Source organism: Brevundimonas sp. (genome assembly GCF_041688735.1).
GTDB lineage: Bacteria > Pseudomonadota > Alphaproteobacteria > Caulobacterales > Caulobacteraceae > Brevundimonas.
In genome coordinates, this window is sequence record NZ_JBDNHO010000064.1 from 26,807 (window position 1) to 51,055 (window position 24,249).

Here is a 24,249-nt window from a genome sequence, read left to right on the forward strand (position 1 = left end):
CATCTATCCGCCCATCCCGGCTTTTGCCCGGATGGGCGGAAATCTATGATCTAACGATCGAGCCGATCCTCGCATTCGGCCACGCCCGCCTCGGCCCCGGCGGCGGTGTAGAGGTCGCGCGCTTCCGTCCACGCAGACACAGCCTGATCGGCCTTGCGCAGCGCATCCAGCGCCAGCGCCTTGAGACGCAGCGCATCGGCCAGATCCAGCGCGTCCGCGCCGTTCGACCGGTACAGGGCCAGGGCCTGTTCGGCATGGGCCAGCGCCTCGACCGGCTGCCGGGCCTCGCGGTCCAGATCAGACAGGTGGCGCAACGCATGGGCACGGAGCAGCGGCCGGGCGCTCTCGCGAGCCAGGGCGGCGGCGCGGGCGTAGCCGTTGCGGGCGTCGATCGGGCGGCCGTCCGCACTGGCCTCTCGCGCCGTGCTCAGATGGGCCTCGATGGCGTCGGTCATGGGTGGCTCCGCGGAAGCCAAACCCTTAGCACCGCCCGAAGTCAGTACAGGTGGCTTTCAGCAGGGCGCTCCACCAGATAGCCGTCCTTCAGGGCGAACACGCGGTCCATGTGACCGGCCAGCTCCATGTTGTGGGTAGCGATCAGGGCGGCGACGCCGGTATCCTTGACCAGGCGATGCAGGGCCTCGAACACCGTCTGGCTGGTGGCCGGGTCGAGGTTGCCGGTTGGCTCGTCGGCCAGCAGCAGGCGCGGACGGTTGGCCAATGCGCGGGCGACGGCGACGCGTTGTTGCTCCCCGCCCGACAACTGGGCCGGTTGGTGCGTCAGCCGTTCGCCGAGGCCGAGCGCGGTCAGTACCTCGTCGGCGCGGGCGCGGGCGGCGACTCGACCGACTCCGGCGATGCGCAACGGCAGGGCGACGTTGTCGCGGGCGTCGAACTCTGCCAGCAGATGGTGGAATTGATAGACGAAGCCGATCCGGGCCAGGCGGATGTGGGTGCGGGTCCGCTCGGGCAGATCACCGACGTCCTCGCCGTCGATGCGGATTTCACCGGACGTCGGGCGCTCCAGCAAACCCGCCGCGTGCAGCAGCGACGACTTGCCGGAACCGGATGGCCCGATCAGGCCCACCACCTCGCCCGGCATGACGTCCAGATCGACGCCCTTCAGCACGGTCAGGCCGCCCGAGGCGGTTTCATAGGTGCGGGTGACGCCCCGCACGGAGAGCACGGGTCTACTCATACCGAAGCGCCTCGACCGGATCCATCTTGGCGGCGCGCCAGGACGGCAACAGGCTGGCGACACAGGACATGAAGACCGACCACATGGTCACCCAGAAGACGTCGGTCGGATCGACCAGCGCCGGGATGGCGTCCAGCATATAGACGTCGGCGTCAAACAACTGGACCCCGAACAGGGCCTCCAGGAAGTGCTGGATGGCGCCGATGTTCAGGCAGAAGACGAGGCCCAGCACCAGTCCCGTGACCGTCCCCGCCAAGCCGATAGCGGCCCCGGCGATGAAGAAGATGCGGAGCATGGAGGCCTGGCTTGCCCCGACCGTGCGCAGGATGGCGATGTCGCGGGTCTTGTTCTTCACCAGCATGACGATGCCGGAGATGATGTTCAGGGCGGCGATGGCGACGACGAGGCCGAGAATGATGCTCATGGCCACCCGCTCGACCTTCAGCGCGCCCCAGAAAGCGGCGAGGCGATCGCGCCAGTCGCTGACGATGGCCCCCGGTCCGGCGGCTTCGCGCACGGGCTGGATCAGGTCGGCCACGCGGTCCGGCTGATCGACCTTGAGCTCGATTACGTCCCAGACGCCCTCCTTGCCGAAAAACAGCTGGGCTTGTTCCAGCGGCATGAAGATGAAGGCGCGGTCGAAGTCGGCTGTGCCCGAGGTGAACAGGCCGCCGACGCGGTAGCTCTTTTCGAGTCCGCCCAGATTGCCGAAGGCGCTGTCCGCTCCGGAGGGGGAATACAGGCTGATGGGATCGCCGACGCTCAGTCCCATGCTGTCGGCCAGCGACTTGCCGATCAGGATATTGTCGCCGCCGTAGGCCCCCTGGCCGAAACCACGGATCGCCTCCGGCGTCAGGCTGTCATAGACGAAGTCCATGCTGTCGAGATCGGCGGGACGGATGCCGCGCACCACGGCACCGGTCGTCTGGCCGGCCGCGCGGACCAGGCTCTGGTTCTCGGTCAGCGGGGCGACGCTGACTACGCCGGGGACGCCGCTGATCCGCTCGACCGCGCCGTCGCGGGAAGGATCGTTGAGCAACTGGCCCTGCACATACATATGCCCGTTGAAGGACAGCATGCGGCTCAGCAATTCGCTGCGGAACCCCGCCATGATGCTCATCACCGTGATCAGCGCCATGACCGCCAGCGAGATGGCGACGTAGGAAATGATGGCGATCAGGGCGATGCCGCCCTCCTTGCGTCGGGCGCGCAGATAGCGCAGCGCCAGCTCGAACTCCCAGGCGGAGAAGGGTCCGGCGGGCTTGGTCGGCTTCGTGGCCACCACGGCGTCCGTCATGCCGTCAGCCTCGCCATGGCGTCATCCAGAGGAACCGAGACCTTCTCGCCCGTGGCGCGGCGCTTCAGCTCGACCACGCCGTCGGCCAGCCCCTTGGGACCGATGGTCAGCTGCCAAGGGATGCCGATCAGGTCGGCGGTGGCGAACTTGCCTCCCGGGCGCTCGTCCGTGTCATCATAGAGCACGGCCTTGCCCGCGGCCTCCAGCCTGGCCACCGCGTCCTCGCAGGCGGCGCTGACGCCTTCGTCATTGGCGCGCAGGTTGATCACGACCACGTCGAACGGGGCCACGGAGTCCGGCCAGATGATGCCAGCCTCGTCGTGGCTGGCTTCGATGATGGCCGCCAGCAGACGCGACACGCCGACCCCATAGCTGCCCATGTGGACGTCGGTGTCCTTGCCGTCCGGCCCGGCCACGCGCGCCTTCATGGGCGCCGAGTATTTGGTGCCGAAGTAGAATATATGGCCGACCTCGATGCCGCGAGCGGTCAAGCGGTCCGCCTCGACTGTCTGGGTCTCGAACTGGCCGGCATCGTGCATTTCCTCAGTCGCGGCATACAAGGACGTTCGTTGATCAACGATTGACTGCAGGTCGTCCCAGTCGACGTCCGCGCCGGGCACCGGCATCTCGACCAGCTTGCGGTCGCAGAAGACCTGGCTTTCGCCCGTCTCGGCCAGGACGATGAACTCGTGGCTCAGATCGCCACCGATCGGGCCGGTGTCGGCGCGCATCGGTACGGCCTTCAGTCCCATCCGGGCGAAGGTGTTCAGATAGGCCACGAACATGCGGTTGTAGGCCTTGCGGGCCGCCGCCTCGTCGATGTCGAACGAATAGGCGTCCTTCATCAGAAACTCGCGGCCGCGCATGACGCCGAAGCGGGGGCGGCGCTCGTCGCGGAATTTCCACTGGATGTGGAAGAGGTTCAGCGGCAGGGATTTGTACGACTTCACGAAGCCGCGGAAGATGTCGGTGATCATCTCCTCGTTGGTCGGTCCGTACAGCAACTCGCGTTCATGCCGGTCGGTGATGCGCAGCATCTCGGGGCCGTAGGCGTCGTAACGCCCCGACTCGCGCCACAGGTCGGCCAGTTGCAGGGTGGGCATCAGCAGCTCGACGGCCCCTGCCCGCTCCTGTTCTTCGCGCACGATCTGCTCGATCTTGTTCAGCACCCGCAAGCCCAGCGGCAGCCAGGCATAGATGCCGGCGGCCTCCTGCTTGATCAGGCCGGCGCGCAGCATCAGCTGATGCGAAACGATCTGGGCGTCCGAGGGCGCTTCTTTCAACGTGGGCAGGAAATAGCGCGACAGGCGCATAGGCAGAATCCGGCAGAGAGGCGTGGGACCCGAGCTTTAGCCGGGTCACCGGGGCGAAAGCTAGGCCATCCTCCCCCACTGAGGGAGGGGAACCGTCCGAAGGACGGTGGAGGGGGTCGACCGCGAACGCAGGAGTCCAGGGCAGACCCCCTCCACGGCTGCGCGGTCCCCCTCCCCCGATGGGGGAGAAATGTCAGGGATGCGGCAGGCCGATGCCGTAGCGGGCGGCCAGATAGGGGATGATGGCCTCGTCCTGCAGGAAGCGTTTTCCGGTGGCTTCGCTGGTCTGCGCCTCGGGCCAGTCGAACGTCTCGTCCAGCACCAGGATCGGGCAGCTCTGGTGCGCTTCGCCGACCAGATCGATGAGCGGAGGTCGCGGACGGGGGTGATCGAGGCGCGTGATGTCCAACTGCGTCTTCAGCGCCGGATAGAAGGCCAGCACGCCCTCCACGACAGCTCCGGCCGGGCAGTACCAGGGACCGCCCTGATCGTCTGTCCAGCCCGGATTGAGGAGGAGCAGGCGGTCGGTCATGCAAAGTCAGGGATCGGCGGCGCCAGGTCGGGCAGCGGCATCCAGCCGATGTAGGCCAGGACCATCACCAGCGCCCAGACGATCAGGGCGACCCAGCTGGTGGTGATGAATTTGCGCTTCAGCTGCGGCGTTTCGGGCGCGCCCCACTGGCGGCCGTCGGTCGGCGGCTCGTGCGTCTCGCGCGACGTGCCGAGCGGCAGGATGGCGAAGAGCACCACCCACCAGCAGACTATGTAGATGGCCCCCATGGTGACCGGGCCGATAGGCATGTCCATCAGTGCGCTCCACTCTCGGTCTTGGCCTTCGGCGTTTCCATCAGCTCGACCAGAACGCCCCCCATGTTCCTGGGGTGCACGAAAAGGATCGGCGTGCCATGCGCACCGATGCGCGGCTCGCCGGTGCCGAGGATGGTCGCGCCCTTCGCCCTCAAGGCGTCGCGCGCAGAGATGATGTCCTCGACCTCGAAACAGACGTGATGCTGGCCGCCCTTGGGGGTCTTGGCCAGGAAGCCGTGGATCGGGCTGTCGGCACCCAGCGGCTCGATCAGTTCGATCTGGCTGTTCGGCAGGTCGATAAAACAGACGCGCACACCCTGGGCCGGCAGATCGAACGGCGCGCCGATGGACATGACGTCCAGCATGTCGCGGTACATCGCGACGCTGGCCTCGATAGACGGCGTGGCGACGCCGACGTGGTTCAGACGTCCAATCATGACTCGTGCCTTAGCGGGTCCTTGGGATCAGGTGAAGACGGGCATGGTGTCGCGAAGTGATCGGAGTCGTCACTCCACCTTGGGCGGCCTCAAGGCATCTGCGCTCTGAAAGGCGATCTCTACGCGCATGCCCTTTTCCGGAACCGAGGTGACGACCATTTGCGCGTTGGCATTCTGCAACAGGGACCGAACGATCAAAGCCGACAGCTTGCCGGCCTTGGGCCAGGTGTAGCCTTCGGGCAGGCCGACGCCGTCATCGACGATCGAAATCCTGCACCCGCCACTCGCGTCGGTCGCGCTGTGCAGGCTGATGGACCCCCCGCTCCGGCCAAGGAATGCATGTTTGAGGGAGTTGGTCATAAGCTCGTTGACGACAAGCCCGGTCGGCATCGCCACATCGATTGAAACCATCCACGTGTCGACCTGCAGATCGAGATGGATTCCCTCGACGGCATGAGCTCGCATGACGGCAGATGCGATTTCGCTCAGATAGACCCCAAGATCGACCCGACCCTCTCCCGCCGCATCACCCAAGGCGCGATATAGAAGACTGAGCGCTTCGACACGCCCGGCCAGCCGGTCAAACCCCTCACCGGTTGAAAAGTCCGCTACCGCCCGCGCCTCGACCCGGATCAACGCCGTGATCATCTGCAGATTGTTTCTGACGCGATGCTGCAGTTCCTGAAGCTGGGTATCCTTTTCCCGGACTTGCGCTTCCAATTGCTCCATAATCGAAGGTGCGCGAGGGGCGGCGGCCACAAGCGCCACCAGCCGGTACGCCGCCTTGCCCTGATCATCGTCAATGATGCTCGACCAGGCATCGACCATCATCGCTCCGCCGTTATGCGGCATCTCGAACGTGCCGAGGTAGTCCCGGCCACCCGTGATGGCCTGGCCCATTGACACACTCGATGCAACGCCCACCGAGGCGCCCGGTAGGCTCTTCCAGCCGTCTCCGAGCACCGAGGTGCTCAACTGACCTGACAGGCGCTCAAACTCAAGATTGGCATAAACCACTCTCTCGACCGGCTCGAGTTTGGACACCGCCACGGCAATCGGGATCTGATCCAGGAACTGTTTGAATTGATCCGTCTCAAGAGCGACGGCGAGATCTGAACTGTCGATACTGACGGGCGACTCTGACGAAGACATAATTCTAACCATGACCGCCGAACGCGAAATCGTCCGGACAACTTCTGTCTAGCCAGTCCACCGCTCCAAGGCCACCATCGGAGCGGCGCATGACGAAACGTGGATTCGTGCCGGGCTCTGCCCATCGGTCACAACAAAGGGCCGGCGACCGAAGTCGCCGACCCTCCTGCAAGTCTTCCTGCAGCCGGACTGACTGTCAGGCCTGCGGGGCCACCATCGAAGCGACTTCCGTCGCGAAGTCCGGGCCTTCGACCTTTTCGACGCCTTCGCCAAGGGCGAGGCGGACGAAGCCGGCCAGGTGCAGGCCGGGGGCGCCCAGTTCCTTGCCCGTTTCGGCGACCAGCTGTTCGATGGTCACGTCGGGGTTCATGACGAACGGCTGCTTGGTCAGCACCACGTCCTTCTGGAACTTGTTGATCTGGCCTTCCACGATCTTGGCGATCATGGCTTCCGGCTTGCCTTCTTGCTTGGCCTTTTCGGTCAGGACGGCGCGTTCCTTCTCGATCGCGGCGGGGTCCAGGTCGTCGGTGTTCAGCGACAGCGGTGCCGTGGCGGCCACGTGCATGGCGATCTTGCGGCCCAGTTCGCGCAAGAGCACCTTGTCGCCGCCGCCGTGCAGGGCGACCAGCACGCCGATCCGGCCCAGGCCGGGGGCCACGGCGTTGTGGACGTAGGAAGCGACCACGCCCTGGTCGACGGACAGGCGCGCGGCGCGGCGCAGCTGCATATTCTCGCCGATGGTGGCGATCATGCTGGTCACCTCGTCCTGAACCGTCTTGCGGGCTTCCAGCTCGGCGCCGTGCAGACCTTCGAGCGTGGCGTGCTCAAGGCCCAGTTGGGCGAACGATTTGGCGGCGTTCTGGAACAGGTCGTTGCGGGCGACGAAATCGGTTTCAGAGTTGAACTCGATGGCGGCGCCGACTTCACCGGCACCGACTTCCTTCGAGGCGACGGCGACCAGGCCTTCGGCGGCGACGCGGTCGGCCTTCTTGGCGGCCTTGGACAGGCCCTTGGCGCGTAGCCAGTCGATCGCGGCGCTGATGTCGCCGTCGGTTTCCTGCAGCGCCTTCTTGCAATCCATCATGCCGACGCCGGACTTGGCGCGCAGTTCCATCACGAGGGCGGCGGTGATCTCGGCCATGGGTATCTCCTTGGGTATGCGTATGCGGGAACGGCCGGGCTGATCTAGCCCGGCCTGGTGTCAGACTTGATACGTTCCGCTCATCCCCGCTAAGGCGGGGACCCAGTGCTTTGGGCTAACCGGCGACGGCGAGTTTGCGCCGTTATCAATCCCACACAGCCTGCCTCACGAAAGAACTGGGTCCCCGCCTTCGCGGGGATGAGCGGTTACACAGTGTGCCTAGACCGCAGCCTTCTCGGTTTCGACGGCGTCGTTGGCTTCCGAAGTTGCGGCCTGGGCGGCTTCGTCGGCGACGGCGGGCTCGGGGGCCGGCTCGGCTGCCGGTTCGGCGGCGGCGATCATTTCCTCGGCGACGGCTTCCGCACCCGCCGGGACGACGTCTTCAACCTTGGCCGCTTTCGGGGCCTTGGCTTCGCGCAGCATCGGCTCATCCGGGTTCACCGCGGCGCCCAGGTCGACACCAGAGGCCGACTGACCGGCGGCCAGACCGTCGAGGACGGCGTCGGCGATCAGGTCGCAATAGGCCTGGATGGCGCGGGCGGCGTCGTCGTTGCCCGGGATCGGATAGGTGATGCCGTCCGGATCCGAGTTGGTGTCCAGAATGGCGATGATCGGGATGTTCAGCTTGCGGGCTTCCAGGATGGCGATGGCCTCCTTGTTGGTGTCGATCACGAACATGATGTCGGGGATGCCGCCCATGTCCTTGATGCCGCCGAGGCTCAGTTCAAGCTTGTCCTTCTCGCGCTGCAGGTTCAGCAGCTCTTTCTTCACGCGGCCCTCACCGCCCGTTTCCAGCAGGCCTTCCAGCTCGCGCAGGCGGGCGATGGAGCCCGACACGGTGCGCCAGTTGGTCAGGGTGCCGCCGAGCCAGCGGTTGTTCATGTAATATTGCGCACAACGCTTGGCGGCTTCGGCGACGGGATCGGCGGCCTGGCGCTTGGTGCCGACGAACAGGACGCGACCACCCTTGGCGGCGACGTCGCGCACGGCGACCAGCGCCTGGTGCAGCAGCGGGATCGACTGCGACAGATCGATGATGTGGATGTTCGAGCGCGATCCGAAGATGTAGCGCTCCATCTTCGGGTTCCACCGGTGCGTCTGGTGACCGAAGTGGGCGCCGGCTTCGAGCAGCGAACGCATGGAGAATTCTGGCAGAGCCATGAGGGTCGTGTCCTTTTTCCGATAGACGTTGCGCGGGCGATGAAAAGGACCAGCCGGTCCCTCGGAACGGAGCGGATGAGGATGTCTCCCCCAACCGCGCCACGCCCACGTGCGAAGTGCGGGCGGCTTCTAGGCGGGATGGCGCGAAAAGGCAAGCGTGGACGCAGACGGAGGTTGGCTTCGATGCATCATTCGCGATCCACCCTGTCGCAAGGATTGCATAACGACGCATGGCGAGGAAACCTTGGGGAGGTCTCTGCCGACTTCGGCGGCAATACCACGACCATCCACCTTCGTTTCGAGATCAAGATACCGGTCACAAGCGGCGGCGGCGCGGTGGTGGCCTTCGTGCCGAGCTGCAGCAGCCTGGTGGACAGCTATGGCAGGTTGCTGAACGGGGCAGCCTGAACTTTCAGGTCCCTCGCGGTTTGGCGCGCGAGGTCGGATCGGCCTCGGCGGGGTTTTCCGGCCAGGGATGACGGGGATAGCGGCCGCGCATGTCCGCCCGCACGGCGGCCCAGCTTCCCGACCAGAAACCGGGCAGATCCCTGGTCAGCTGCACTGGCCTGCGCGCCGGCGACAAAAGGGCGAGGGTCAAGGGAATGATCCCGCCGCCGACGGTCGGATGGGTCTTCACGCCGAACAGTTCCTGCACCCGGATATCCACGCGTGGTCCGCCCTCGGCCGCATAGTCGATGGCCGCCGAACCGAGCGGGGTCTCCAGCCGCGCAGGCGCGAGCGCCTCCAGCGCGCGCTGTCTGTCCCACGAGATGAGGGCGCGGACCCCTTGCTCCAGCGCTGCGTCAGGGATCGCGTCCAGCGACTGAACCGCGTCCAGTAGCGGCCATAGCCAGCCTTGGCGGGCCTCGAGGAGACCGATCTCCGAGACGTCCGGCCAGTCGGCGTCCAGCGCGCGCAGAAAACTCAGTCGCGCCCGCAGCGCGGACGACCGCTCGCCCCAACGCAGGCCGGTCAGGCCGTCCCGCTCGACCTCGCCCTTCAACGCAGCCGTGATCGCCGCGCGGTCGGGGGCGCCGGTGATCTTCTCGTCGACCACGATGACTCCGATGCGCCGGACCCGACGCATCGCCATTCGACCAGAAGGTTCACGGCTCAGGCGATCCTCGACCTCCAGCCTGCGGTCCAGCGTCGCCGGATCGAGCGGCGCGGCCAGCCGGATGCGGTCGCGCGCGTCCCCGCCGCCCAGCTCCGCGACGGCGAGCCAGGCTTCGCGCGCCAGCAGGTCGGTGGAGTCGAGAAACGCGCCTCGCCCCGAAGCCAGCAGCACCTCGCCCGGCTTGCCGCGCGCCTTGGCCACGCGCTCGGGAAAGGCCTCCGCCAGAAGCTGGCCGGGGTCGGCGTCGCCCCCCGTCCCACCCCCTGCGGCCCGCGCCCAGCGCTGCGCTAGGGTCATGGTGTCCTTGGCCCGCGCCGTTCGATCCCGGGCCAGTGAGCTCAATCGCTCGCGCAGATCGACGTCCGTCCCGCCCAGCCCCGGCTCGCTCAGCACCGCCGCGATCCGGGCGCCGAGCATGGCGTTGCCACGATCGCTGGCGGCAGCGACCATGTGCGCCAGCCTCGGCGGCAGGGGGATGCGGGTCAGCCGTCGTCCGTGCGCCGTCAGCCCGCCAGAAGCGTCGAGCGCGTCCAGCCGGGTCAGGACCTTGCGCGCCTCCGCCATCGCGCCGACCGGCGGTGGGTCCAGCAGGGCCAGACCCTCAGTCGAACGCGCGCCCCACCGGGCGAGATCAAGGGCGAAGGCCGTCAGATCGGCTTCGAGGATTTCCGGCTTCTGGTGCGGGACCAGACCGCGCGTCTGTTCCTCGTCCCACAGGCGATAGCAGACGCCGGGCGCGAGCCGCCCAGCCCGACCGCGTCGTTGCTCGGCCGAGGATCGGCTGACGCGCATCGTGGCCAGCCGGGTCAGGCCGCTGGACGGATCGAAGCGAGGCACGCGGGACAGGCCGCCGTCAATGACCACCCGCACGCCCTCGATGGTCAGGCTGGTCTCGGCGACGGAGGTCGCCAGAACGACCTTGCGGCGACCCGGCGCTGCCGGTTCGATGGCGCGATCCTGCTCCTGCCGGTCGAGCCCGCCATACAGCGCCACGATATCGACGGCGGGATCGCGAACCCTTTCTCTCGTGTGCTGCGCGACGCGGTGGATTTCGCCCTGCCCCGGCAGGAAGGCGAGAATGGACCCTTGCTCCTCCGCCAGAGCCAGCTGGATCGCCCGGGCCATGGCGTCCTCGATGCGCTCGACCACATTTCGGCCCAGGTAGCGCGTCTCGACCGGGAACAATCGTCCCTCGGCTTCGATGACGGGCGCGCCCTTCCCGTCTGCGTCGGCCAGCAGCCGCGACACACCGGCGATGTCCAGCGTGGCGGACATGACCAGCAACCGAAGATCCTCGCGCAGCAGCCTCTGCGTCTCGCGGGCCAGCGCCAGGCCGAGATCGGCGTCCAGGCTGCGCTCGTGGAACTCGTCGAACAGCACCGCACCGACGCCCTCGAGGCCCGGGTCGTCGAGGATCATGCGGGTGAAGACGCCCTCGGTGATGACCTCGATCCGTGTCTTTGGACCGATGCGGCTCTGAAGCCGCGTGCGATACCCAACCGTGTCGCCGGCCTGCTCGCCCAGCGTCCTGGCCATGCGCTCCGCCGCCGCGCGGGCCGCGATCCGTCTCGGCTCAAGCACCAGAATCTTGCCGTCGCCCAGCCAGGCCTGATCCAGCAGAGCCAGCGGCACGACCGTGGTCTTGCCCGCCCCCGGCGGCGCGGCCAGCACGGCGACGTTTCCCACCGACAGAACGGTCTTGAGCGGTTCAAGGACGGCATGGATTGGCAGCATCATATGCGGTCTATCCCCCGGTGCCCGCAGGTGGAAGCAGCGGATTGAACGGTATCGACTTTTGCTTTTTTCACAGACTGCCGGTGCGCCTAACGTCTCCCTGGTCGTGGTCGGCCGACTCAAGGGAGGGGCGTGCCGCCTACGGTTTCTGGCACTCCAAGCTGGCCAAGGGCATCGACATCACCGAGGAGACCACAATCAATTCCCCGGCCCAGGCCCTGGGTCGTGGCGTTGACGACATCAAGGAAGACTGACCGCCCGACAGGTCAGAGACGACAACGGCCCGGGCTTGCACCCGGGCCGTTCCCGCCTGATGCGGTGAAAGCTCAGCCCAGCAGTTGCGGGAACAGGCCGATCACAAGGATAGCGAACACCGCCAGCGGGCACAGCCAGCCGATGAGGAACCGCCACGCCGCCAGTCCGCCGCCCGTCAGGCCTGTCTCGGCATTGACCAGTTTGCGGTCTGCGACCCAGCCGATGAAGACGGCGGTAATCAGGCCCGACAGGGGTAGAAGCAGCTTTCCGGTGACCCCGTCGATGGCATCGAACCAGGTCGCGTTTTCAAAGCCCGGAATGAACGGAATGGGCCGCTGATCGGCCAGAATATTGAACGACAGGGCCGACAACAGGCCGATCAGGAACACCGGAACGCCGATGCCCCAAGCCGCCTTGCCGCGCGAGACGCCGAATTTCTCGGTGACCCAGCTGACCGAGATTTCCAGCAGGGAGACCGACGAGGTCAGGGCCGCGAACAGGGCCAGGACAAAGAACAGAAAGCCTACAATCGCGCCCCCCGGCATCGAGTGGAAGGCGGTCGGCAGCGACTGGAACATCAGGGTCGGGCCGGCGTCCGGGGCCATCCCGACGCTGAACACGATCGGGAAAATGGCCAGGCCGGCGATGATGGCCACGCCGGTGTCTGCGAAGGCGATCATTCCTGACGTCTGACCGAGGTTGGTCTCGCGCGAGGCATAGGCTCCGTAGGCGATCATCGCGCCGCCCCCAAGGCTGAGCGAAAAGAAGGCCTGCCCCAGGGCGGAACTGAGGACACCGGGTTGGAGGGCCCGCTCGAAATCAGGCGTAAAGAGGTAGGTCACTGCCGCGGCGAAATCACCGGTGATGGCGGCGTAGATGGTGATGCCGATCAGCAGGAAGAAGAAGGCCGGCATCAACCAGGTCGCCGCCATCTCGATGCCACCCTTCACACCGCGGGCGACGATCCAGACCGTCACGACCAGGAAGGCGAACTGTAGCCCGACCAGGAGGAAAGGATTGGCGAACAGGGTTGGCATCATCTGCTGGATCTGCTCGACGGATTGCGGGGCGAAAGCCCCTCTCAGAGGCTCGCCGGCACCGATGGCACCGATCAAGTCGGCCGCGCTGGTCCCGATGAAATAGATCACCCAGCCCGCGACGACGCAGTAGAAGGTCAGGATGGCGGTATTGGCGATCAGGCCGACCACTGCCAGCAGGCTCCAGGCCGGGCTGGCCCCGGACTGGCGGGCCAGATGGACCGCGCTGCCAATGGTCGAACGCTGGCCATGCCGCCCGATCAGGCTCTCGGCCAGCAGCAGCGGCAGGGCGATCAGCACGACGCAGAGAATGTAAAGCAGGACAAAGGCCCCGCCGCCGTTGCTGCCCACCTCGGTCGGAAAGCGCCACAGATTGCCGAGGCCGACGGCGGATCCCGTCGCCGCCAGGACGAAGGCGGCCTTCGAGGACCATTGCGCCTGACCCGGCGCCGCTGTATTTCCTGCCAACTGTCTGCTCCCGAACTCGTGACGCGGTGCCGATATGGCCGCGTTCTCATGTTGCGGCCATGCGCGGCCAGTAACGGATCAGGGTCCGGGCGTTCGCCCCGGACCCTTAGAAACGCTATTTGTGATCTTTGCCGGCGGTCTTGTCGCCTTTTGCCAGGGCGAAGACGACGGTGGACAGCAGGGCCAGGGCCACGAGGTTGGGCAAGGCCATGGCGGCGTTGGCAATGTCTCCCAGTCGCCAGACCAGTTCGATCTCCTGGAAGGAGCCGACGAAGATCATCACCACCCAGAACAGACGGAATGGAATGGCCGTCTTCATGCCGAACAGATAGGTGGCGGCCCGCTCTCCATAATAGCCCCAGGTGATCAGGGTCGTGAACACGAACAGGATCAGTGCGATAGAGGCCACGAGGCCGCCGAGGGTGACATTGCCGAACACCAGGAAGGGGAAGGCCGAGGCATAGGCCGCCTCGGTCATGGCGAAGCCGCGCAAGTCCGAGGTCCAGACGTGCGGTTGCATAACCGCGACGCCATCGGCCCCGGTGTAGGGGAAGGCCCCTTGCACGACCAGCAGCACGAGACCCGTCGCCGTACAGATAATGATGGTGTCGATGAAGGTGCCCATCATGGCGAACCGGCCCTGTTTGGCCGGATCGTTGGTCCTGGCGACGGCGTGGGCGATGGGGGTCGAGCCCTGGCCGGCCTCGTTGGAGAACAGACCGCGCGCCACACCTGCCCGGATCGCCATGATCATGCCGGCGCCGAGGAAGCCGCCCGCGGCCGCCTCGCCGCTGAAAGCGCTGTCGAAGATGGTGGCGAAAGCGCCCGGGATACCCTGATAGTTCAGGGCCAGGGCAAGCACGGCCATCAGCACATAGGTGATGGCCATGAACGGCACGACCTTCTCGGCGATCGAGCCGATGGATTTGATGCCGCCGATGATGACCACGAAGACGGCGATGGCCGCGATCAGGCCCGCGCCCCACTCGGGAAGGCCCGTCAGGCCACTGACCGAATCGGCGAAGGAGTTGGCCTGGATCATGTTGCCGGTGGCCACCGACGAGAACAGCAGGCCGACGCAGAACACCACGGCCAGCCAGTTCCAGCGCTTTCCCAAGCCGTTGCGGATATAGTTCATCGGGCCGCCGCGGTAATGGCCGTCAGGCCCCTTCTCGCGGTAGCGAATGGCCAGTGAGCCCTCGGCGAAGGCCAGCGCCATGCCCAGCAGGGCCGTGATCCACATCCAGAAAAGGGCACCGGGTCCACCCAGGGTGATGGCGGTCGCCACCCCCGCCAGATTGCCCGTGCCGACCTGTCCAGACAGCGCCGTCGACAGGGCAGCAAAGGGCGATATCTCGCCATTGGCGGCGTCCTTGTCTTTCTTGAACAATCCGGCAAAGGCCGTGCCCAGCTTCAAAATCGGGTAGAAGCGCAGGCCGATCATCAGCCACAGGCCGACGCCCAGCAGGATCACGACCATGGGCGGGAAAAGCAGGACGGTCTCGCCGTTCCAGATCCCTCCCCAGATGAAGTCGCTGACGTTGGTCACGTCATCGTAGAAGCCCTGCATCGGGCTTGGACTGATCGCCATTGTATTCCCCTGGACCCTCAAGCGGCTCACTATCCACATGGTGAACGTATTGGCCAGCCGGAAATTCCGGATTCTTCCGTTAGATGAACGCCTGACCGTCGCCCGGGCCTTGCCCGGCGTCGCCCCTCCGCCTAGACGCTGTGACGAACCTTTGCGGATGTGGCGGAACTGGTAGACGCACCAGATTTAGGTTCTGGCGCCGAGAGGCGTGGAGGTTCGAGTCCTCTCATCCGCACCATTCTTTTTCTGCCTATACTCGCGACGCGGTCGCTCGCGGCTTGAGGCCGGTAAAGCGGCTGGAGGCGATCTGTCGGCTCGCCGGCGCCGGCGCTCCGGTCACCGTCGGCTTCGCGCCGGTCATCCCCGGCCTGAATGATCATGAACTGGAATCGGTGCTCGAGGCACAAGCCGGACGAAACGCAATTCCATCCTCCGGCGGACTCAGGACGTCAGATGACCCCTTTTCGACCCGGCCATGGCGCCCGGTCATTGATCGGCCGGTCCCCACAGGGCTTCCAGCCGCTGCGCCCGACCGCACCGCCATTTGTAGAAGCCATAGGCCTGGCGGTTCTTCAGATAGTAGTCCTGGTGGTTGGTTTCGGCGTCATAGAAGCGGGCTGAAGGCAGGACCCGAACATCGACCGCACGGCCGAACCGCTGGGCTACAGCCTGTTTCGAGGCTTCAGCGACGGCGGTTTCCTCCGGCGTGGCGGCGAAGACTGCGCCGCGATAGGAGTCGCCCTTGTCGCAGAATTGGCCGGCCGGATCGAACGGGTCGACGTTGCTCCAGAACACTTCGAGAAGACTGGCGTAACTGACGACCGTCGGATCATAGATGACGCGAACCGCCTCATAGTGTCCGGTACTGTCTCGTGTGACCTGCTCATAGGTCGGATCGGCCGTCGTCCCACCCGTATAGCCGGACACCGCCTCCACCACGCCCGGCGTCGTCTCGAAGGCCTCTTCGGCGCACCAGAAGCAACCGGCGGCGAAGACCGCGGTCGCGGCACCCGGGGGTGGAGTGCGCTCGACCCGACCGGGCGAGGTGCAGGCTGCCAGAAGCAGCAGGGACAGCAGGGCGAAAGTCCGACGCATGTGACATCCTGATCCGGCGCAATACATGCGCGGCTGATCCCTCTTCGGCAGGATCGTTGCGACGGTTACACCCGGCGCGCCTCATCAGCAAAGAGGACGGCACACGCCGGGCGAATCTACCGCCTGAAAACGCCCACCAGCTCGACATGGGCGGACCACAGGAACTGGTCGATCGGCGTGACCCGCTCCAGCCGGAAGCCGGCGTCGATGAGCACGCGGGCGTCGCGGGCGAAGGTGACGGGGTTGCAGGACACGCCCACCACGACCGCGGCCTTGCTCTGGGCGATCTGGGCCGTCTGGTTGATAGCGCCGGCGCGCGGCGGATCAATGACAATGGCGTCGCAGCCGCGCAGGTCATAAGGAGCCAGCGGGCGGCGGAACAGGTCGCGCGCCTCGGCAGTGATCGGCTTCAACCCCTTGACCGTGCCGAGCCCGGTCTTCAACGCGGCGATGCCCGCCGCCGAGGCGTCCGCCGCCAGCACCGGCGCGACCATGGCCAGCGGGAAGGTGAAGGTCCCCGCTCCGCAGAACAGGTCGGCGATCTTCTTGGCGCCGCGCACGGCCTCGACCGCGCGATCGACCATGGCCCGCTCCGCCTCGGGCACGGCCTGAAGGAAGCCGCCGGACGGCAGGGACACGATGGCCGGGCCGAACGCCACCTTCGGCTGTCGCTCCATGACCAGGGTGTCCCCCGCCATGCTGAGCCGGGCCAGATCGCCGTCGGCCGCAGCCTGAATGGCCAGCATCTGCGCGTCGCGGGACAGGCCACCGGATTTGCGTTCCACGCCGGTCACGTCGACGTCCAGCCCGGAGAGTGTCCAGGTCACATGCAGCGTCGGCGCGGACTTGTGGTGTTCCAGAAAGGCTTCGGCCACGCGCGCCAGTGCGGGGAAGGCCGCGACGATGTGGGGATCGGCGACGGGACAGGCCGTCACCTCGACCAGCCGCCAGCTCTTGCGCGCCTTGAAGCCCAGCGCGACCCGGCCGTCCGGTCCACGCCGCGCGTGCAGGGCCAACCTGCGACGCGTGCCGGGCGGCACGGCGACCGTGGCCTCGATCTCGGTCTCGATATCCGCGCGGCCCAGGGCCAGCCGGACCTGCTCTCGCTTCCAGTCCAGATAAGGCCCGGCCGCCCAGTGCTGTAGAGAGCATCCGCCGCAATCGCCGTAGTGTGGTGAAACCGGGGCGATCCGGTCCGGACTGGACGTCAGGATCTCGATCTGTTCCGCGCGCCCGTCACGCAACACGGCCCGGATCGTTTCGCCCGGCAGCGTCAGGGGCGCGAAGACCGGCCCGGCGGGCGTTTCTGCCACGCCGTCGCCCTGGGTGCCCATGCGCGTGATGGTCAGCGTCTGCGTCATGCGCTGTTCCTAGAGGCTCAAGCGGCAGAGCGAAACCTGAACGAAGATGAACGCCATGCTCAATTCGCGTTCAGTTTGGGCCGCCTAAAACGAATGCAACAGACAGGGACGCCGACCGTTCGGCCATCTGCTCTCAGTTGATCAGGATCAAGCCGATGTTCGCCCGTCTGCCTTTCAAATCCGCCACCGCCGCCGCTGCGATCGCCGCCACGGGCCTGCTGATGGCCCCCGCCGCCGCTTCGGCCCAGACCTACAGCTATCAGGGTCCACAAAACTATGGCTCGGGTTCGTACGGTCAGCGCCACGACTACGGTCAATCGCGCTATGGCTACGATCAGTATGGCCAGGACCGCAACAGCTCGTCCTACTGCCGCAGCGACACCAACCAGCGCCGCGCCGCAGGTGCCAGTTTCGGGGCCGTGCTCGGCGCTGTCGCCGGCTCCCAGCTGGGCGCGCGTGGCCGCCGCACCGAGGGCAGCGTTCTGGGTGGCGTCGTCGGTGCCGCGATCGGCGCGGGCCTCGGCAATAGCAGCGCCCGCTGCGACGATCGCTCGGGTTACGGCTACGGCTATGAAAATCAACGCCACGGAAACCAGGTCTACAGCAACCAGCGCTATGGCAACCAGGGCTACAGCAACCAAGGCTACGACAGCGGTTCGTACGACTCGTCGGACAGACGCTATGACGACCAATCCTACGGCTACGACCGTCAAGGCTACGACCGGTCCTATTCGTCCGGGGACGATCGGTATCGGTCCGGCTACCAGAACAATCAGTCCGGCTACCAGCAGTACGGCTGCCGCACGATCGAGACCCGAAGCCGCGGCTGGGACGGTCGCATCGTGACCCGTTACGCGCAGTCCTGCCCCAACCGCTACTGACAGAATCGCGTCGCCGATCAAGTTTCAGCCCCCCTGTCGATCGGCGACGTGACGAGAGCCGCCGGTGGAGAAATCCGCCGGCGGTTTCTTCTTGTCAGGACTTCCGAGCCCAAAGCAGGAATTCGACGTTGCCGTCGCCGCCGGTGATCGGGCTTTCGGTCGTCGCCTGAACGATCCAGCCCCTCCCTTCCAGCCAAGCCGAGACCGAGGACAGCGCCGCCTGACGGGCGATCGGGTCCTTGACCACGCCTTTGCGGGTTCCGCCCGGCCCGGTCGCTTCGAACTGCGGCTTGACGAGGGTGACCAGGTCCACGCCCGGTCCAGCCAGCGCCAAGGCGGCGGGCAGCACCTTCGCCAAGCCGATAAAGCTGACGTCGCAGACGATCAGCTCCGGCGGTTGCGTGACCAGAGCGGCCGTCAGGTCGCGCGCGTCGGTGTGCTCCAGATTGACGACCCGCGCATCTGCGGCGACCCGCGCATGCATCTGATCGGCACCGACATCCACAGCGAAAACGCGCGTCGCGCCGCGCTCGAGGCAAACCTGGGTGAAACCGCCGGTCGACGCGCCGATGTCGAGCGCCACCCTGCCCTGAACGACGACCGGCCACAGCGTGAGGGCGTGATCCAGCTTCAGCGCGCCGCGCCCCACGAAACGGTGGGCGTCGGCATAGTCGATGACGGCATCCTCATCCGTTGCGCGAGAGGCCGTCCGCGCGGGCTGGCCGTCCACCGTGACGCAGCCCGTCTCGATCGCCGCCTTGGCCTTGGCCCGGCTCTCGGCCAGACCCCGCGCGACCAACAGCTGGTCGAGCCGTACCTTGCTCACCCCACCGTATCCAGACGCGACAGAGCCGTCTGAAGACGGGCCTTGCCCGCGACGGCTTCGGCCTGTTTCTCGCGCTGGTCCTCGACCACGTCCGGCGCGGCGCGGGCGACGAAGGCAGGGTTGCACAGCTTCTTGTCGAAATGGGCGATGTCGCTGTCCAGGACCGCGATCTCCTTGACCAGGCGGGCCCGCTCGGCTGTCAGGTCGATGATGCCCGCCAGCGACAACGCGCCGGTCGTCCCGCCGGAAACGAAGGTCACGGCGCCCGTCGGCGCGACGTCGGAAGAGCCGACTTCGCAAACCCGGGCCAAGGTCAGAACCAAGTCGCGGTGGCGGTCGATCCGCTCTGCCGTCGTCGCGTCGGGCGAGACGAAGGCCAGCGGCGGCCTGGCCGAGGGCGGCACGTTCATCTCGGCGCGCAGCTGACGGATTTCGGTGACCAGATCGACCAGCCAGCCGATCTCGGCCTCGGCACCGGCGTCGATGAAGGCGTCCGGCAGGTCGGGCCAGGCGGCGCCGATCAGGGTGGCCTCGGCGCGGGGCGCGCCCTCCCCGGCCAGCTTGTCCCACAGCTCTTCGGTGATGAAGGGCATGACCGGGTGCATCAGCTTCAGCGTGTGGTCCAGGGTCCAGGCGGTCATGGCGCGGGTCTCGGCCTTGGCGGCCTCGTCCGAGCCCATGAAGACCGGCTTGGCCAGCTCAAGATACCAGTCGCAGAACACGTTCCAGACGAACCGGTACAGGGCCGAGGCGGCGTCGTCGAAACGCCCGCCCTCGATCGCCGACGACACCTGCCGCTCAGCCTTGGTCAGTTCGCCGCGGATCCAGCGGTTGATGGTCTGGTCCACGGTCGCCGGATCGAATCCCTCGACGCGCCGCGCCTCGTTCATCTGCGAGAAGCGCGCGGCGTTCCACAGCTTTGTGCCGAAGTTGCGATAACCTTCAATGCGTTGCCGCGACAATTTGATGTCCCGCGTCCCCGACAGTATGGCCATGGTGAAGCGCAAGGGGTCGGCCCCCAGTTCATCGATGATGCTCAAGGGGTCGATGACATTGCCCTTGGACTTGCTCATCTTCTGGCCCTTCTCGTCGCGGACGAGGCCGTTGATGATGACCCGTCTGAAAGGGACCTCGCCGTCCATGAAGTGCAGGCCCATCATCATCATCCGGGCGACCCAGAAGAAGATGATGTCCGCCGCCGTGACCAGATCGCTGGTCGGATAGAAGCGGCGCAGGTCCTCGGTCTCTTCCGGCCAGCCCATGGTCGAGAACGGCCACAGGGCCGAGGAGAACCAGGTGTCGAGGACGTCGCCATCTTGGAAGAGTTGAACCTCCTCATAGACTGTTCCGTCTCCGTAGAAACCGGGAGCCATGCCCCATTCGACCCGGCAGCCATAAAAATCCGCCGCCTGTTGCTCTGCCTCTTCGGCCGTTTCAGCGACGAACACCCTGAGATCAAGCTTTGATGGATCAACTGGACGTGTGCCGTCATCGTTCGCTGGTGGGCCGTACCAGGCCGGAATGCGATGACCCCACCATAGCTGGCGCGAGATGCACCACGGCTCGATATTGCGCAGCCATTCGAAATAGATCTTCTCGTACGACTTCGGCTCGAACACCGTATCGCCCTGCTCGACCGCCTTGATGGCCGGCTGGGCCATCGTGTGGGCGTCGACGTACCACTGGTCCGTCAGCCACGGTTCGATCACCACGCCCGAGCGGTCACCGTGCGGGATCACATGGCGGGTCTTCTCGATCTCCTTCAGCCAGCCGTCTTCTTCGGCCTTTGCGACGATGGCCTTGCGCACGGCGAAGCGGTCCATGCCCGCGTATTCCGCCGGCACGTCCGGCGTGTCGTCGGCGGTGATCCGGCCGAAGGCGTCCATAACGTTCAATGCCGCTAGCCCCGCCCGCTTTCCGACCTGGAAGTCGTTGAAGTCGTGCGCGGGGGTGATCTTCACCGCGCCCGAGCCCTTGGTGGGATCGGCGTAGTCGTCAGCGACGATGGGAATGCGGCGGCCCACGATCGGCAGGGTCACAAACTTCCCGACCAGCCCGGCATAGCGCGCATCGTCCGGATGCACGGCGACGCCGGTGTCACCCAGCATGGTCTCGGGCCGGGTCGTGGCGACGACGATATAGTCGCGCGTCTCGTATTCCGTCGCCTTGCCGTCCTCGTCGAACGCGATCGGATGCTCATAGGTGACGCCGTCGGCCAGCGGATAGGCGAAATGCCAGTAGAAGCCGTCCATCTCCTTCTGCTCGACCTCGAGGTCCGAGATCGCCGTCTGGAAATGCGGGTCCCAGTTGACCAGCCTTTTGTCGCGATAGATCAGCCCGTCCCGGTGCAGCTGGACGAAGACCTTGCGCACCGCTGCGTTCATGGCCGGGTCGAGGGTGAACCGCTCGCGCGACCAGTCGCAGGACGCGCCCAGCCGGCGCAGCTGCTGGACGATGGTCCCGCCGCTTTCGGCCTTCCACTCCCAGACCTTGGCCACGAAGGCGTCGCGGCCCATGTCGCGGCGACCGACGTTGCCCGCCGCCGCCAACTGGCGCTCGACCACCATCTGGGTGGCGATGCCGGCGTGGTCCGTGCCCGGCAGCCACAGCACGGTCTTGCCCTTCATCCGGTGATAGCGGGCCAGGATGTCCTGCAGGGTGTTGTTCAGCGCGTGGCCGATGTGAAGCGAGCCGGTCACATTGGGCGGCGGAATGACGATCGAATAGGCCTCGGCAGCGCCGTCGGTGGCGGTGGCGTCACGCGGCGCGAACAGGCCGCTGTTCTCCCACATCGCATAGAGGCGTGGTTCGGCGGCGGTCGGGTCGAAGGTCTTGTCGAGCATTGAAGGACTTCTTGCTTTCCCTATCGCTCCGCGCGCGGCGCGTCGCTGCATGAGGGCGGTAGACAAAAGATAAGGGCGGCCCCGACTGGAGCCGCCCCGGAATGATCTAGCCTTGATCGGGTCGCAGGTGAAGTCAGCCGGCGTTGCGGGCGATGCGTTCGACTTCCTTGCGGACCTGGGCCTCGACGATGCCCGGCAGGTTGGCTTCCAGCCATTCCTTCAGCATCGGCCGCAACAGGGAGCGGGCCAGTTCGTCGACTGTGGGTCCGGATCCGGTCGAAGTTTCCATGGGTTCTGGCTTCCTGATCGAAGAGGCGAAACCGGCGAAGGCCGAGGCGGCGCTGGCCGCGGCACTGTCGCCGACCAGGGTATCGTACGCGGGGGTCGGTTCCGGGGCCTCGGCCGGCTCCGGAGCGAAGATTGATTCGCTGACGGGGGCCGCCGGAAAGGGTTCGGGCTCGGCCGGAGACACGTCCAGATCACCGATGCTTTCGGCGGCCGGCGCTTCATAGGGTTCGGTCAATTCCAGCACGTCGTCTTCGGACGAAACAGGCATCTGGGTCGACGGGGTTTCGTCCATCAGGGCGGACGACACGACCGGCTCGGCCTCGACTCCGGTTTCGGACGCGGCGAAGGACTCGGCCTCAGGCTCTGCCGGCGCAGCGGCGGACGCCGTCTCCGCAGGCGCGTCGTCTTCGGAGATGATCCGGCGGATCGACGCCAGGATTTCCTCCATCGTCGGTTCCTGGGCGGTCTGGTCGGTCATGTCGTAACCCCGAGGCGCGCGGCCGAAGCACGCAGTCATGTCAGGCGGCAGAGCCAAAACAGCGGCCCTGCCCACAGGTTTGTCGTCGCATCTCAAGCCGTCGGAATCAACGGCCCTTTTCGCCTGACAGGTTTAACGCCCGGCGAAGACTCGCCCCGACGGCGATCAGTTTCCGGGCGCGGTCCTGATGATCTCGGACTTCAGCTGACGGTCGATTGGCGCGTCGGGCGCATCTTCCGCTGGGACCACGCGCGGCGCGGCTATGCGATCGATCGTCTCGAGGATGCCGTCCCACGGCAGGGCTCCACGATTGCGGATGCGCTGGTAGTTGGCGGCGGGATCATAGACGGCGATGGACGGATCGAGATCCTGACCCTCCAACCGACCCATGGCGGCCAGCAGATTGGCCTGGGCCACGTATTCGTTCCGGCGCGCGCTGGCCAGGGTCACCTCGGCGCTGCGCAACTCCAGCTCCTGGTTCAGCACATCCAGCGTGGTGCGCAGGCCGACCTGGGCCTCCTGACGCACGCCCTCGGCGGCCACGGTGGCGGCGCGGACGGCCTCATTCCCGGCGGTCAGGGTGGCGCGGGCCGAGATCGCCTGGGCATAGGCCGAGCTGACACTCTGCAACACATTCCGGCGCTCGCCCTCGACGCCGATCTGGGCGGCGTTGGCCTGTTCCAGCGCCTGGGCCACCCGCGAGGCGTTAAGCCCGCCGGTGAACAGCGGAATGGAGATCGAGGCGCCGGCCTGGAAACTGGTACGCTGGGTCAGGTCGAATGAAGACAGGTCGTCGGAGCCGCCGTACGAGCTGGTCAGCCGCGCCGACGGCCGATACTCGGCCCGGGCCTGGGCCACGCGCGCTTCTGCTGCCCGCAACCCGTATTCGGCGGACAGCACATTGGGGTTTTCGTTCAAACCGATTTCCAGCGCGGCGTCGAAGTCGGTGGGCAGGCCGGGCAACGGCGGCGGCGTCTCCAGATTGGTGGGAGCCTGCCCGACTACGGCGGCATAGCTAGCTCGAGAAACTGACAACTGAGCCTGGGCGTTAGCCAAGTCCGCTTCGGACTGGGCCAGGCGCGATTCGGACTGGGCCACGTCGGTGCGGGTGATTTCCCCGACCTCGAAGCGGGCGCTGGATTCATCCAGCTGACGACGCAGGACGCCCAGGTTGTCCTGGCGGATGCGCAAGATCTCCATGTCGCGCTGGACGTCCACATAGGCCTGGATCACCGAGATCAGGACCTGTTGCTCGATGGCGCGCAGGTTCTCGCGACCGCCGCGCACATTGGCCTCGGCGACGTTGATGCCGTGGCCGATGCGGCCGCCGGAATAGAGCGTCTGCGAAAGGCCGATCGAGGCATTGACGCTGTCAGATTCGCTGACCCCGCCGGTGACGATATCCGGGATGCCGTCGCCGTTGATGTCTCGGCTGCCGCCGCCCTTGCTGTCGACGCGGCTATAAGATGAGTTGGCGCTCAAATTGATGTTGGGCCGCAGGCCGGCGCGGGCCTGGACGATCGATTCGTCCAGCGCGCGCTGACTGGCGCGTTGGGCCAGCAGCGTCGGATTGGTCTGGTAGGCCAGCGCGAGCGCTTCCCGGAGCGTGTCGGCCCAGGCCGGCGTACCCATGCCGGCGATCACGGCGATGACGGCGACCGAGGCGAGCGCGCGCGAACGTTTCAGCATGATTGTCCCTGCCTGGCGCATGGAGAAGCGCCCTTCGTATCTCGTACGTCTGATGCGGGACCAGTTACGCCCGCGCCAGT

The 24,249-nt window shown here is 66.3% G+C and carries 21 protein-coding genes, 1 tRNA gene and 1 pseudogene; 4 read left to right on the forward strand and 19 right to left on the reverse strand.

Translation table 11 applies throughout. The features are described 5' to 3' along the window. Positions 1 to 50: 50 nt before the first annotated feature. The 10 genes from ACESMO_RS06945 to rpsB form a co-directional block, all read right to left on the reverse strand. Positions 51 to 455 (reverse strand): hypothetical protein, encoded by a 405-nt coding sequence (locus ACESMO_RS06945; protein ID WP_372707435.1) that lies wholly within the window; start codon positions 453 to 455, stop codon positions 51 to 53. A gap of 41 nt (positions 456 to 496) precedes the next feature. Continuing rightward, positions 497 to 1,198, reverse strand: a complete 702-nt coding sequence (locus ACESMO_RS06950; RefSeq protein ID WP_372707436.1) for an ABC transporter ATP-binding protein — start codon at positions 1,196 to 1,198, stop codon at positions 497 to 499. After that, positions 1,191 to 2,495, reverse strand: a complete 1,305-nt coding sequence (locus tag ACESMO_RS06955) for a lipoprotein-releasing ABC transporter permease subunit (protein WP_372707437.1) — start codon at positions 2,493 to 2,495, stop codon at positions 1,191 to 1,193. The genes ACESMO_RS06950 and ACESMO_RS06955 overlap by 8 nt, the downstream gene beginning before the upstream one ends. Next, complete coding sequence (gene proS, locus ACESMO_RS06960) at positions 2,492 to 3,808, reverse strand: proline--tRNA ligase (protein WP_372707438.1); 1,317 nt, start codon at positions 3,806 to 3,808, stop codon at positions 2,492 to 2,494. Before proS ends, ACESMO_RS06955 begins: the two co-directional genes overlap by 4 nt. A 193-nt stretch (positions 3,809 to 4,001) precedes the next feature. Then, entirely contained in the window at positions 4,002 to 4,340 is a 339-nt protein-coding gene (locus tag ACESMO_RS06965) for a DUF3088 family protein (protein WP_372707439.1), read from the reverse strand. Further along, positions 4,337 to 4,615, reverse strand: a complete 279-nt coding sequence (locus ACESMO_RS06970) for a DUF1467 family protein (protein WP_372707440.1) — start codon at positions 4,613 to 4,615, stop codon at positions 4,337 to 4,339. Before ACESMO_RS06970 ends, ACESMO_RS06965 begins: the two co-directional genes overlap by 4 nt. Continuing rightward, entirely contained in the window at positions 4,615 to 5,052 is a 438-nt protein-coding gene (gene mce, locus ACESMO_RS06975; RefSeq protein ID WP_372707441.1) for a methylmalonyl-CoA epimerase, read from the reverse strand. Before mce ends, ACESMO_RS06970 begins: the two co-directional genes overlap by 1 nt. Before the next feature lie 69 nt (positions 5,053 to 5,121). After that, complete coding sequence (locus tag ACESMO_RS06980) at positions 5,122 to 6,204, reverse strand: sensor histidine kinase (protein ID WP_372707442.1); 1,083 nt, start codon at positions 6,202 to 6,204, stop codon at positions 5,122 to 5,124. A gap of 196 nt (positions 6,205 to 6,400) precedes the next feature. Further along, entirely contained in the window at positions 6,401 to 7,345 is a 945-nt protein-coding gene (gene tsf / locus ACESMO_RS06985) for a translation elongation factor Ts (RefSeq protein ID WP_372707443.1), read from the reverse strand. Positions 7,346 to 7,564: 219 nt separating this feature from the next. Then, a complete protein-coding gene (gene rpsB / locus ACESMO_RS06990; protein ID WP_372707444.1) occupies positions 7,565 to 8,506 on the reverse strand; it encodes a 30S ribosomal protein S2 in 942 nt (313 codons plus the stop codon). 183 nt (positions 8,507 to 8,689) lie between these two features. Here rpsB and ACESMO_RS06995 point away from each other — a divergent pair, with 183 nt between their 5' ends. Next, complete coding sequence (locus ACESMO_RS06995) at positions 8,690 to 8,914, forward strand: hypothetical protein (RefSeq protein WP_372707445.1); 225 nt, start codon at positions 8,690 to 8,692, stop codon at positions 8,912 to 8,914. 4 nt (positions 8,915 to 8,918) lie between these two features. On the opposite strand, the gene hrpB is transcribed toward ACESMO_RS06995, so the two are convergent. Further along, the gene (gene hrpB / locus ACESMO_RS07000) at positions 8,919 to 11,357 is read right to left on the reverse strand and encodes an ATP-dependent helicase HrpB (protein WP_372707470.1); all 2,439 of its coding nucleotides are present in this window, start codon (positions 11,355 to 11,357) and stop codon (positions 8,919 to 8,921) included. Between the two features lie 137 nt (positions 11,358 to 11,494). Here hrpB and ACESMO_RS07005 point away from each other — a divergent pair. Further along, a pseudogene (locus ACESMO_RS07005) lies at positions 11,495 to 11,611 on the forward strand (hypothetical protein); the annotation flags it as partial. Positions 11,612 to 11,683: 72 nt separating this feature from the next. Here the strand turns inward: ACESMO_RS07005 and ACESMO_RS07010 are convergent. Both ACESMO_RS07010 and ACESMO_RS07015 read right to left on the reverse strand, forming a co-directional pair. After that, positions 11,684 to 13,117, reverse strand: a complete 1,434-nt coding sequence (locus tag ACESMO_RS07010) for a sodium-dependent transporter (protein ID WP_372707446.1) — start codon at positions 13,115 to 13,117, stop codon at positions 11,684 to 11,686. A gap of 115 nt (positions 13,118 to 13,232) precedes the next feature. Further along, positions 13,233 to 14,708 carry an alanine/glycine:cation symporter family protein gene (locus ACESMO_RS07015; protein WP_372707447.1) on the reverse strand — a complete coding sequence of 492 codons (1,476 nt, stop codon included), beginning with the start codon at positions 14,706 to 14,708 and terminating at the stop codon, positions 13,233 to 13,235. Between the two features lie 153 nt (positions 14,709 to 14,861). Between ACESMO_RS07015 and ACESMO_RS07020 the strand changes: the two genes are divergently transcribed. Further along, positions 14,862 to 14,946: transfer RNA gene (locus tag ACESMO_RS07020), tRNA-Leu, on the forward strand. Between the two features lie 248 nt (positions 14,947 to 15,194). Here ACESMO_RS07020 and msrA read toward each other — a convergent pair. Then, entirely contained in the window at positions 15,195 to 15,803 is a 609-nt protein-coding gene (gene msrA, locus ACESMO_RS07025) for a peptide-methionine (S)-S-oxide reductase MsrA (protein WP_372707448.1), read from the reverse strand. Between the two features lie 116 nt (positions 15,804 to 15,919). Then, the gene (locus tag ACESMO_RS07030) at positions 15,920 to 17,164 is read right to left on the reverse strand and encodes a class I SAM-dependent RNA methyltransferase (RefSeq protein WP_372707449.1); all 1,245 of its coding nucleotides are present in this window, start codon (positions 17,162 to 17,164) and stop codon (positions 15,920 to 15,922) included. Positions 17,165 to 17,319: 155 nt separating this feature from the next. Here ACESMO_RS07030 and ACESMO_RS07035 point away from each other — a divergent pair, with 155 nt between their 5' ends. Continuing rightward, positions 17,320 to 18,045: a glycine zipper 2TM domain-containing protein gene (locus ACESMO_RS07035; RefSeq protein WP_372707450.1), complete on the forward strand. Its 726-nt coding sequence runs from the start codon at positions 17,320 to 17,322 to the stop codon at positions 18,043 to 18,045. A gap of 94 nt (positions 18,046 to 18,139) precedes the next feature. On the opposite strand, the gene ACESMO_RS07040 is transcribed toward ACESMO_RS07035, so the two are convergent. The 4 genes from ACESMO_RS07040 to ACESMO_RS07055 all read right to left on the reverse strand — a co-directional run bounded on the left by ACESMO_RS07040 (position 18,140) and on the right by ACESMO_RS07055 (position 24,169). Continuing rightward, positions 18,140 to 18,871, reverse strand: a complete 732-nt coding sequence (locus ACESMO_RS07040; protein ID WP_372707451.1) for a TlyA family RNA methyltransferase — start codon at positions 18,869 to 18,871, stop codon at positions 18,140 to 18,142. Then, complete coding sequence (locus ACESMO_RS07045) at positions 18,868 to 21,714, reverse strand: valine--tRNA ligase (RefSeq protein ID WP_372707452.1); 2,847 nt, start codon at positions 21,712 to 21,714, stop codon at positions 18,868 to 18,870. The genes ACESMO_RS07040 and ACESMO_RS07045 overlap by 4 nt, the downstream gene beginning before the upstream one ends. 133 nt (positions 21,715 to 21,847) lie before the next feature. After that, positions 21,848 to 22,480, reverse strand: a complete 633-nt coding sequence (locus tag ACESMO_RS07050) for a DUF2497 domain-containing protein (RefSeq protein WP_372707453.1) — start codon at positions 22,478 to 22,480, stop codon at positions 21,848 to 21,850. A 165-nt stretch (positions 22,481 to 22,645) separates the two neighbouring features. Then, entirely contained in the window at positions 22,646 to 24,169 is a 1,524-nt protein-coding gene (locus tag ACESMO_RS07055) for a TolC family outer membrane protein (protein WP_372707454.1), read from the reverse strand. Positions 24,170 to 24,249: the final 80 nt, after the last annotated feature.

Excerpts from the sequence above, each read along its gene's own strand:
- ACESMO_RS06965 (WP_372707439.1), bottom strand. The coding sequence starts at position 4,340 with ATGACCGACCGCCTGCTCCTCCTCAATCCGGGCTGGACAGACGATCAG.
- ACESMO_RS06955 (WP_372707437.1), bottom strand. The coding sequence starts at position 2,495 with ATGACGGACGCCGTGGTGGCCACGAAGCCGACCAAGCCCGCCGGACCC.
- ACESMO_RS07015 (WP_372707447.1), bottom strand. The coding sequence starts at position 14,708 with ATGGCGATCAGTCCAAGCCCGATGCAGGGCTTCTACGATGACGTGACC.
- ACESMO_RS07035 (WP_372707450.1), top strand. The coding sequence starts at position 17,320 with ATGTTCGCCCGTCTGCCTTTCAAATCCGCCACCGCCGCCGCTGCGATC.
- mce (WP_372707441.1), bottom strand. The coding sequence starts at position 5,052 with ATGATTGGACGTCTGAACCACGTCGGCGTCGCCACGCCGTCTATCGAG.
- msrA (WP_372707448.1), bottom strand. The coding sequence starts at position 15,803 with ATGCGTCGGACTTTCGCCCTGCTGTCCCTGCTGCTTCTGGCAGCCTGC.
- ACESMO_RS06945 (WP_372707435.1), bottom strand. The coding sequence starts at position 455 with ATGACCGACGCCATCGAGGCCCATCTGAGCACGGCGCGAGAGGCCAGT.
- ACESMO_RS07045 (WP_372707452.1), bottom strand. The coding sequence starts at position 21,714 with ATGCTCGACAAGACCTTCGACCCGACCGCCGCCGAACCACGCCTCTAT.
- ACESMO_RS07050 (WP_372707453.1), bottom strand. The coding sequence starts at position 22,480 with ATGACCGACCAGACCGCCCAGGAACCGACGATGGAGGAAATCCTGGCG.
- tsf (WP_372707443.1), bottom strand. The coding sequence starts at position 7,345 with ATGGCCGAGATCACCGCCGCCCTCGTGATGGAACTGCGCGCCAAGTCC.
- rpsB (WP_372707444.1), bottom strand. The coding sequence starts at position 8,506 with ATGGCTCTGCCAGAATTCTCCATGCGTTCGCTGCTCGAAGCCGGCGCC.
- ACESMO_RS07055 (WP_372707454.1), bottom strand. The coding sequence starts at position 24,169 with ATGCTGAAACGTTCGCGCGCGCTCGCCTCGGTCGCCGTCATCGCCGTG.
- ACESMO_RS06980 (WP_372707442.1), bottom strand. The coding sequence starts at position 6,204 with ATGTCTTCGTCAGAGTCGCCCGTCAGTATCGACAGTTCAGATCTCGCC.
- hrpB (WP_372707470.1), bottom strand. The coding sequence starts at position 11,357 with ATGCTGCCAATCCATGCCGTCCTTGAACCGCTCAAGACCGTTCTGTCG.
- ACESMO_RS06995 (WP_372707445.1), top strand. The coding sequence starts at position 8,690 with ATGCATCATTCGCGATCCACCCTGTCGCAAGGATTGCATAACGACGCA.
- ACESMO_RS07030 (WP_372707449.1), bottom strand. The coding sequence starts at position 17,164 with ATGACGCAGACGCTGACCATCACGCGCATGGGCACCCAGGGCGACGGC.
- proS (WP_372707438.1), bottom strand. The coding sequence starts at position 3,808 with ATGCGCCTGTCGCGCTATTTCCTGCCCACGTTGAAAGAAGCGCCCTCG.
- ACESMO_RS06970 (WP_372707440.1), bottom strand. The coding sequence starts at position 4,615 with ATGGACATGCCTATCGGCCCGGTCACCATGGGGGCCATCTACATAGTC.
- ACESMO_RS06950 (WP_372707436.1), bottom strand. The coding sequence starts at position 1,198 with ATGAGTAGACCCGTGCTCTCCGTGCGGGGCGTCACCCGCACCTATGAA.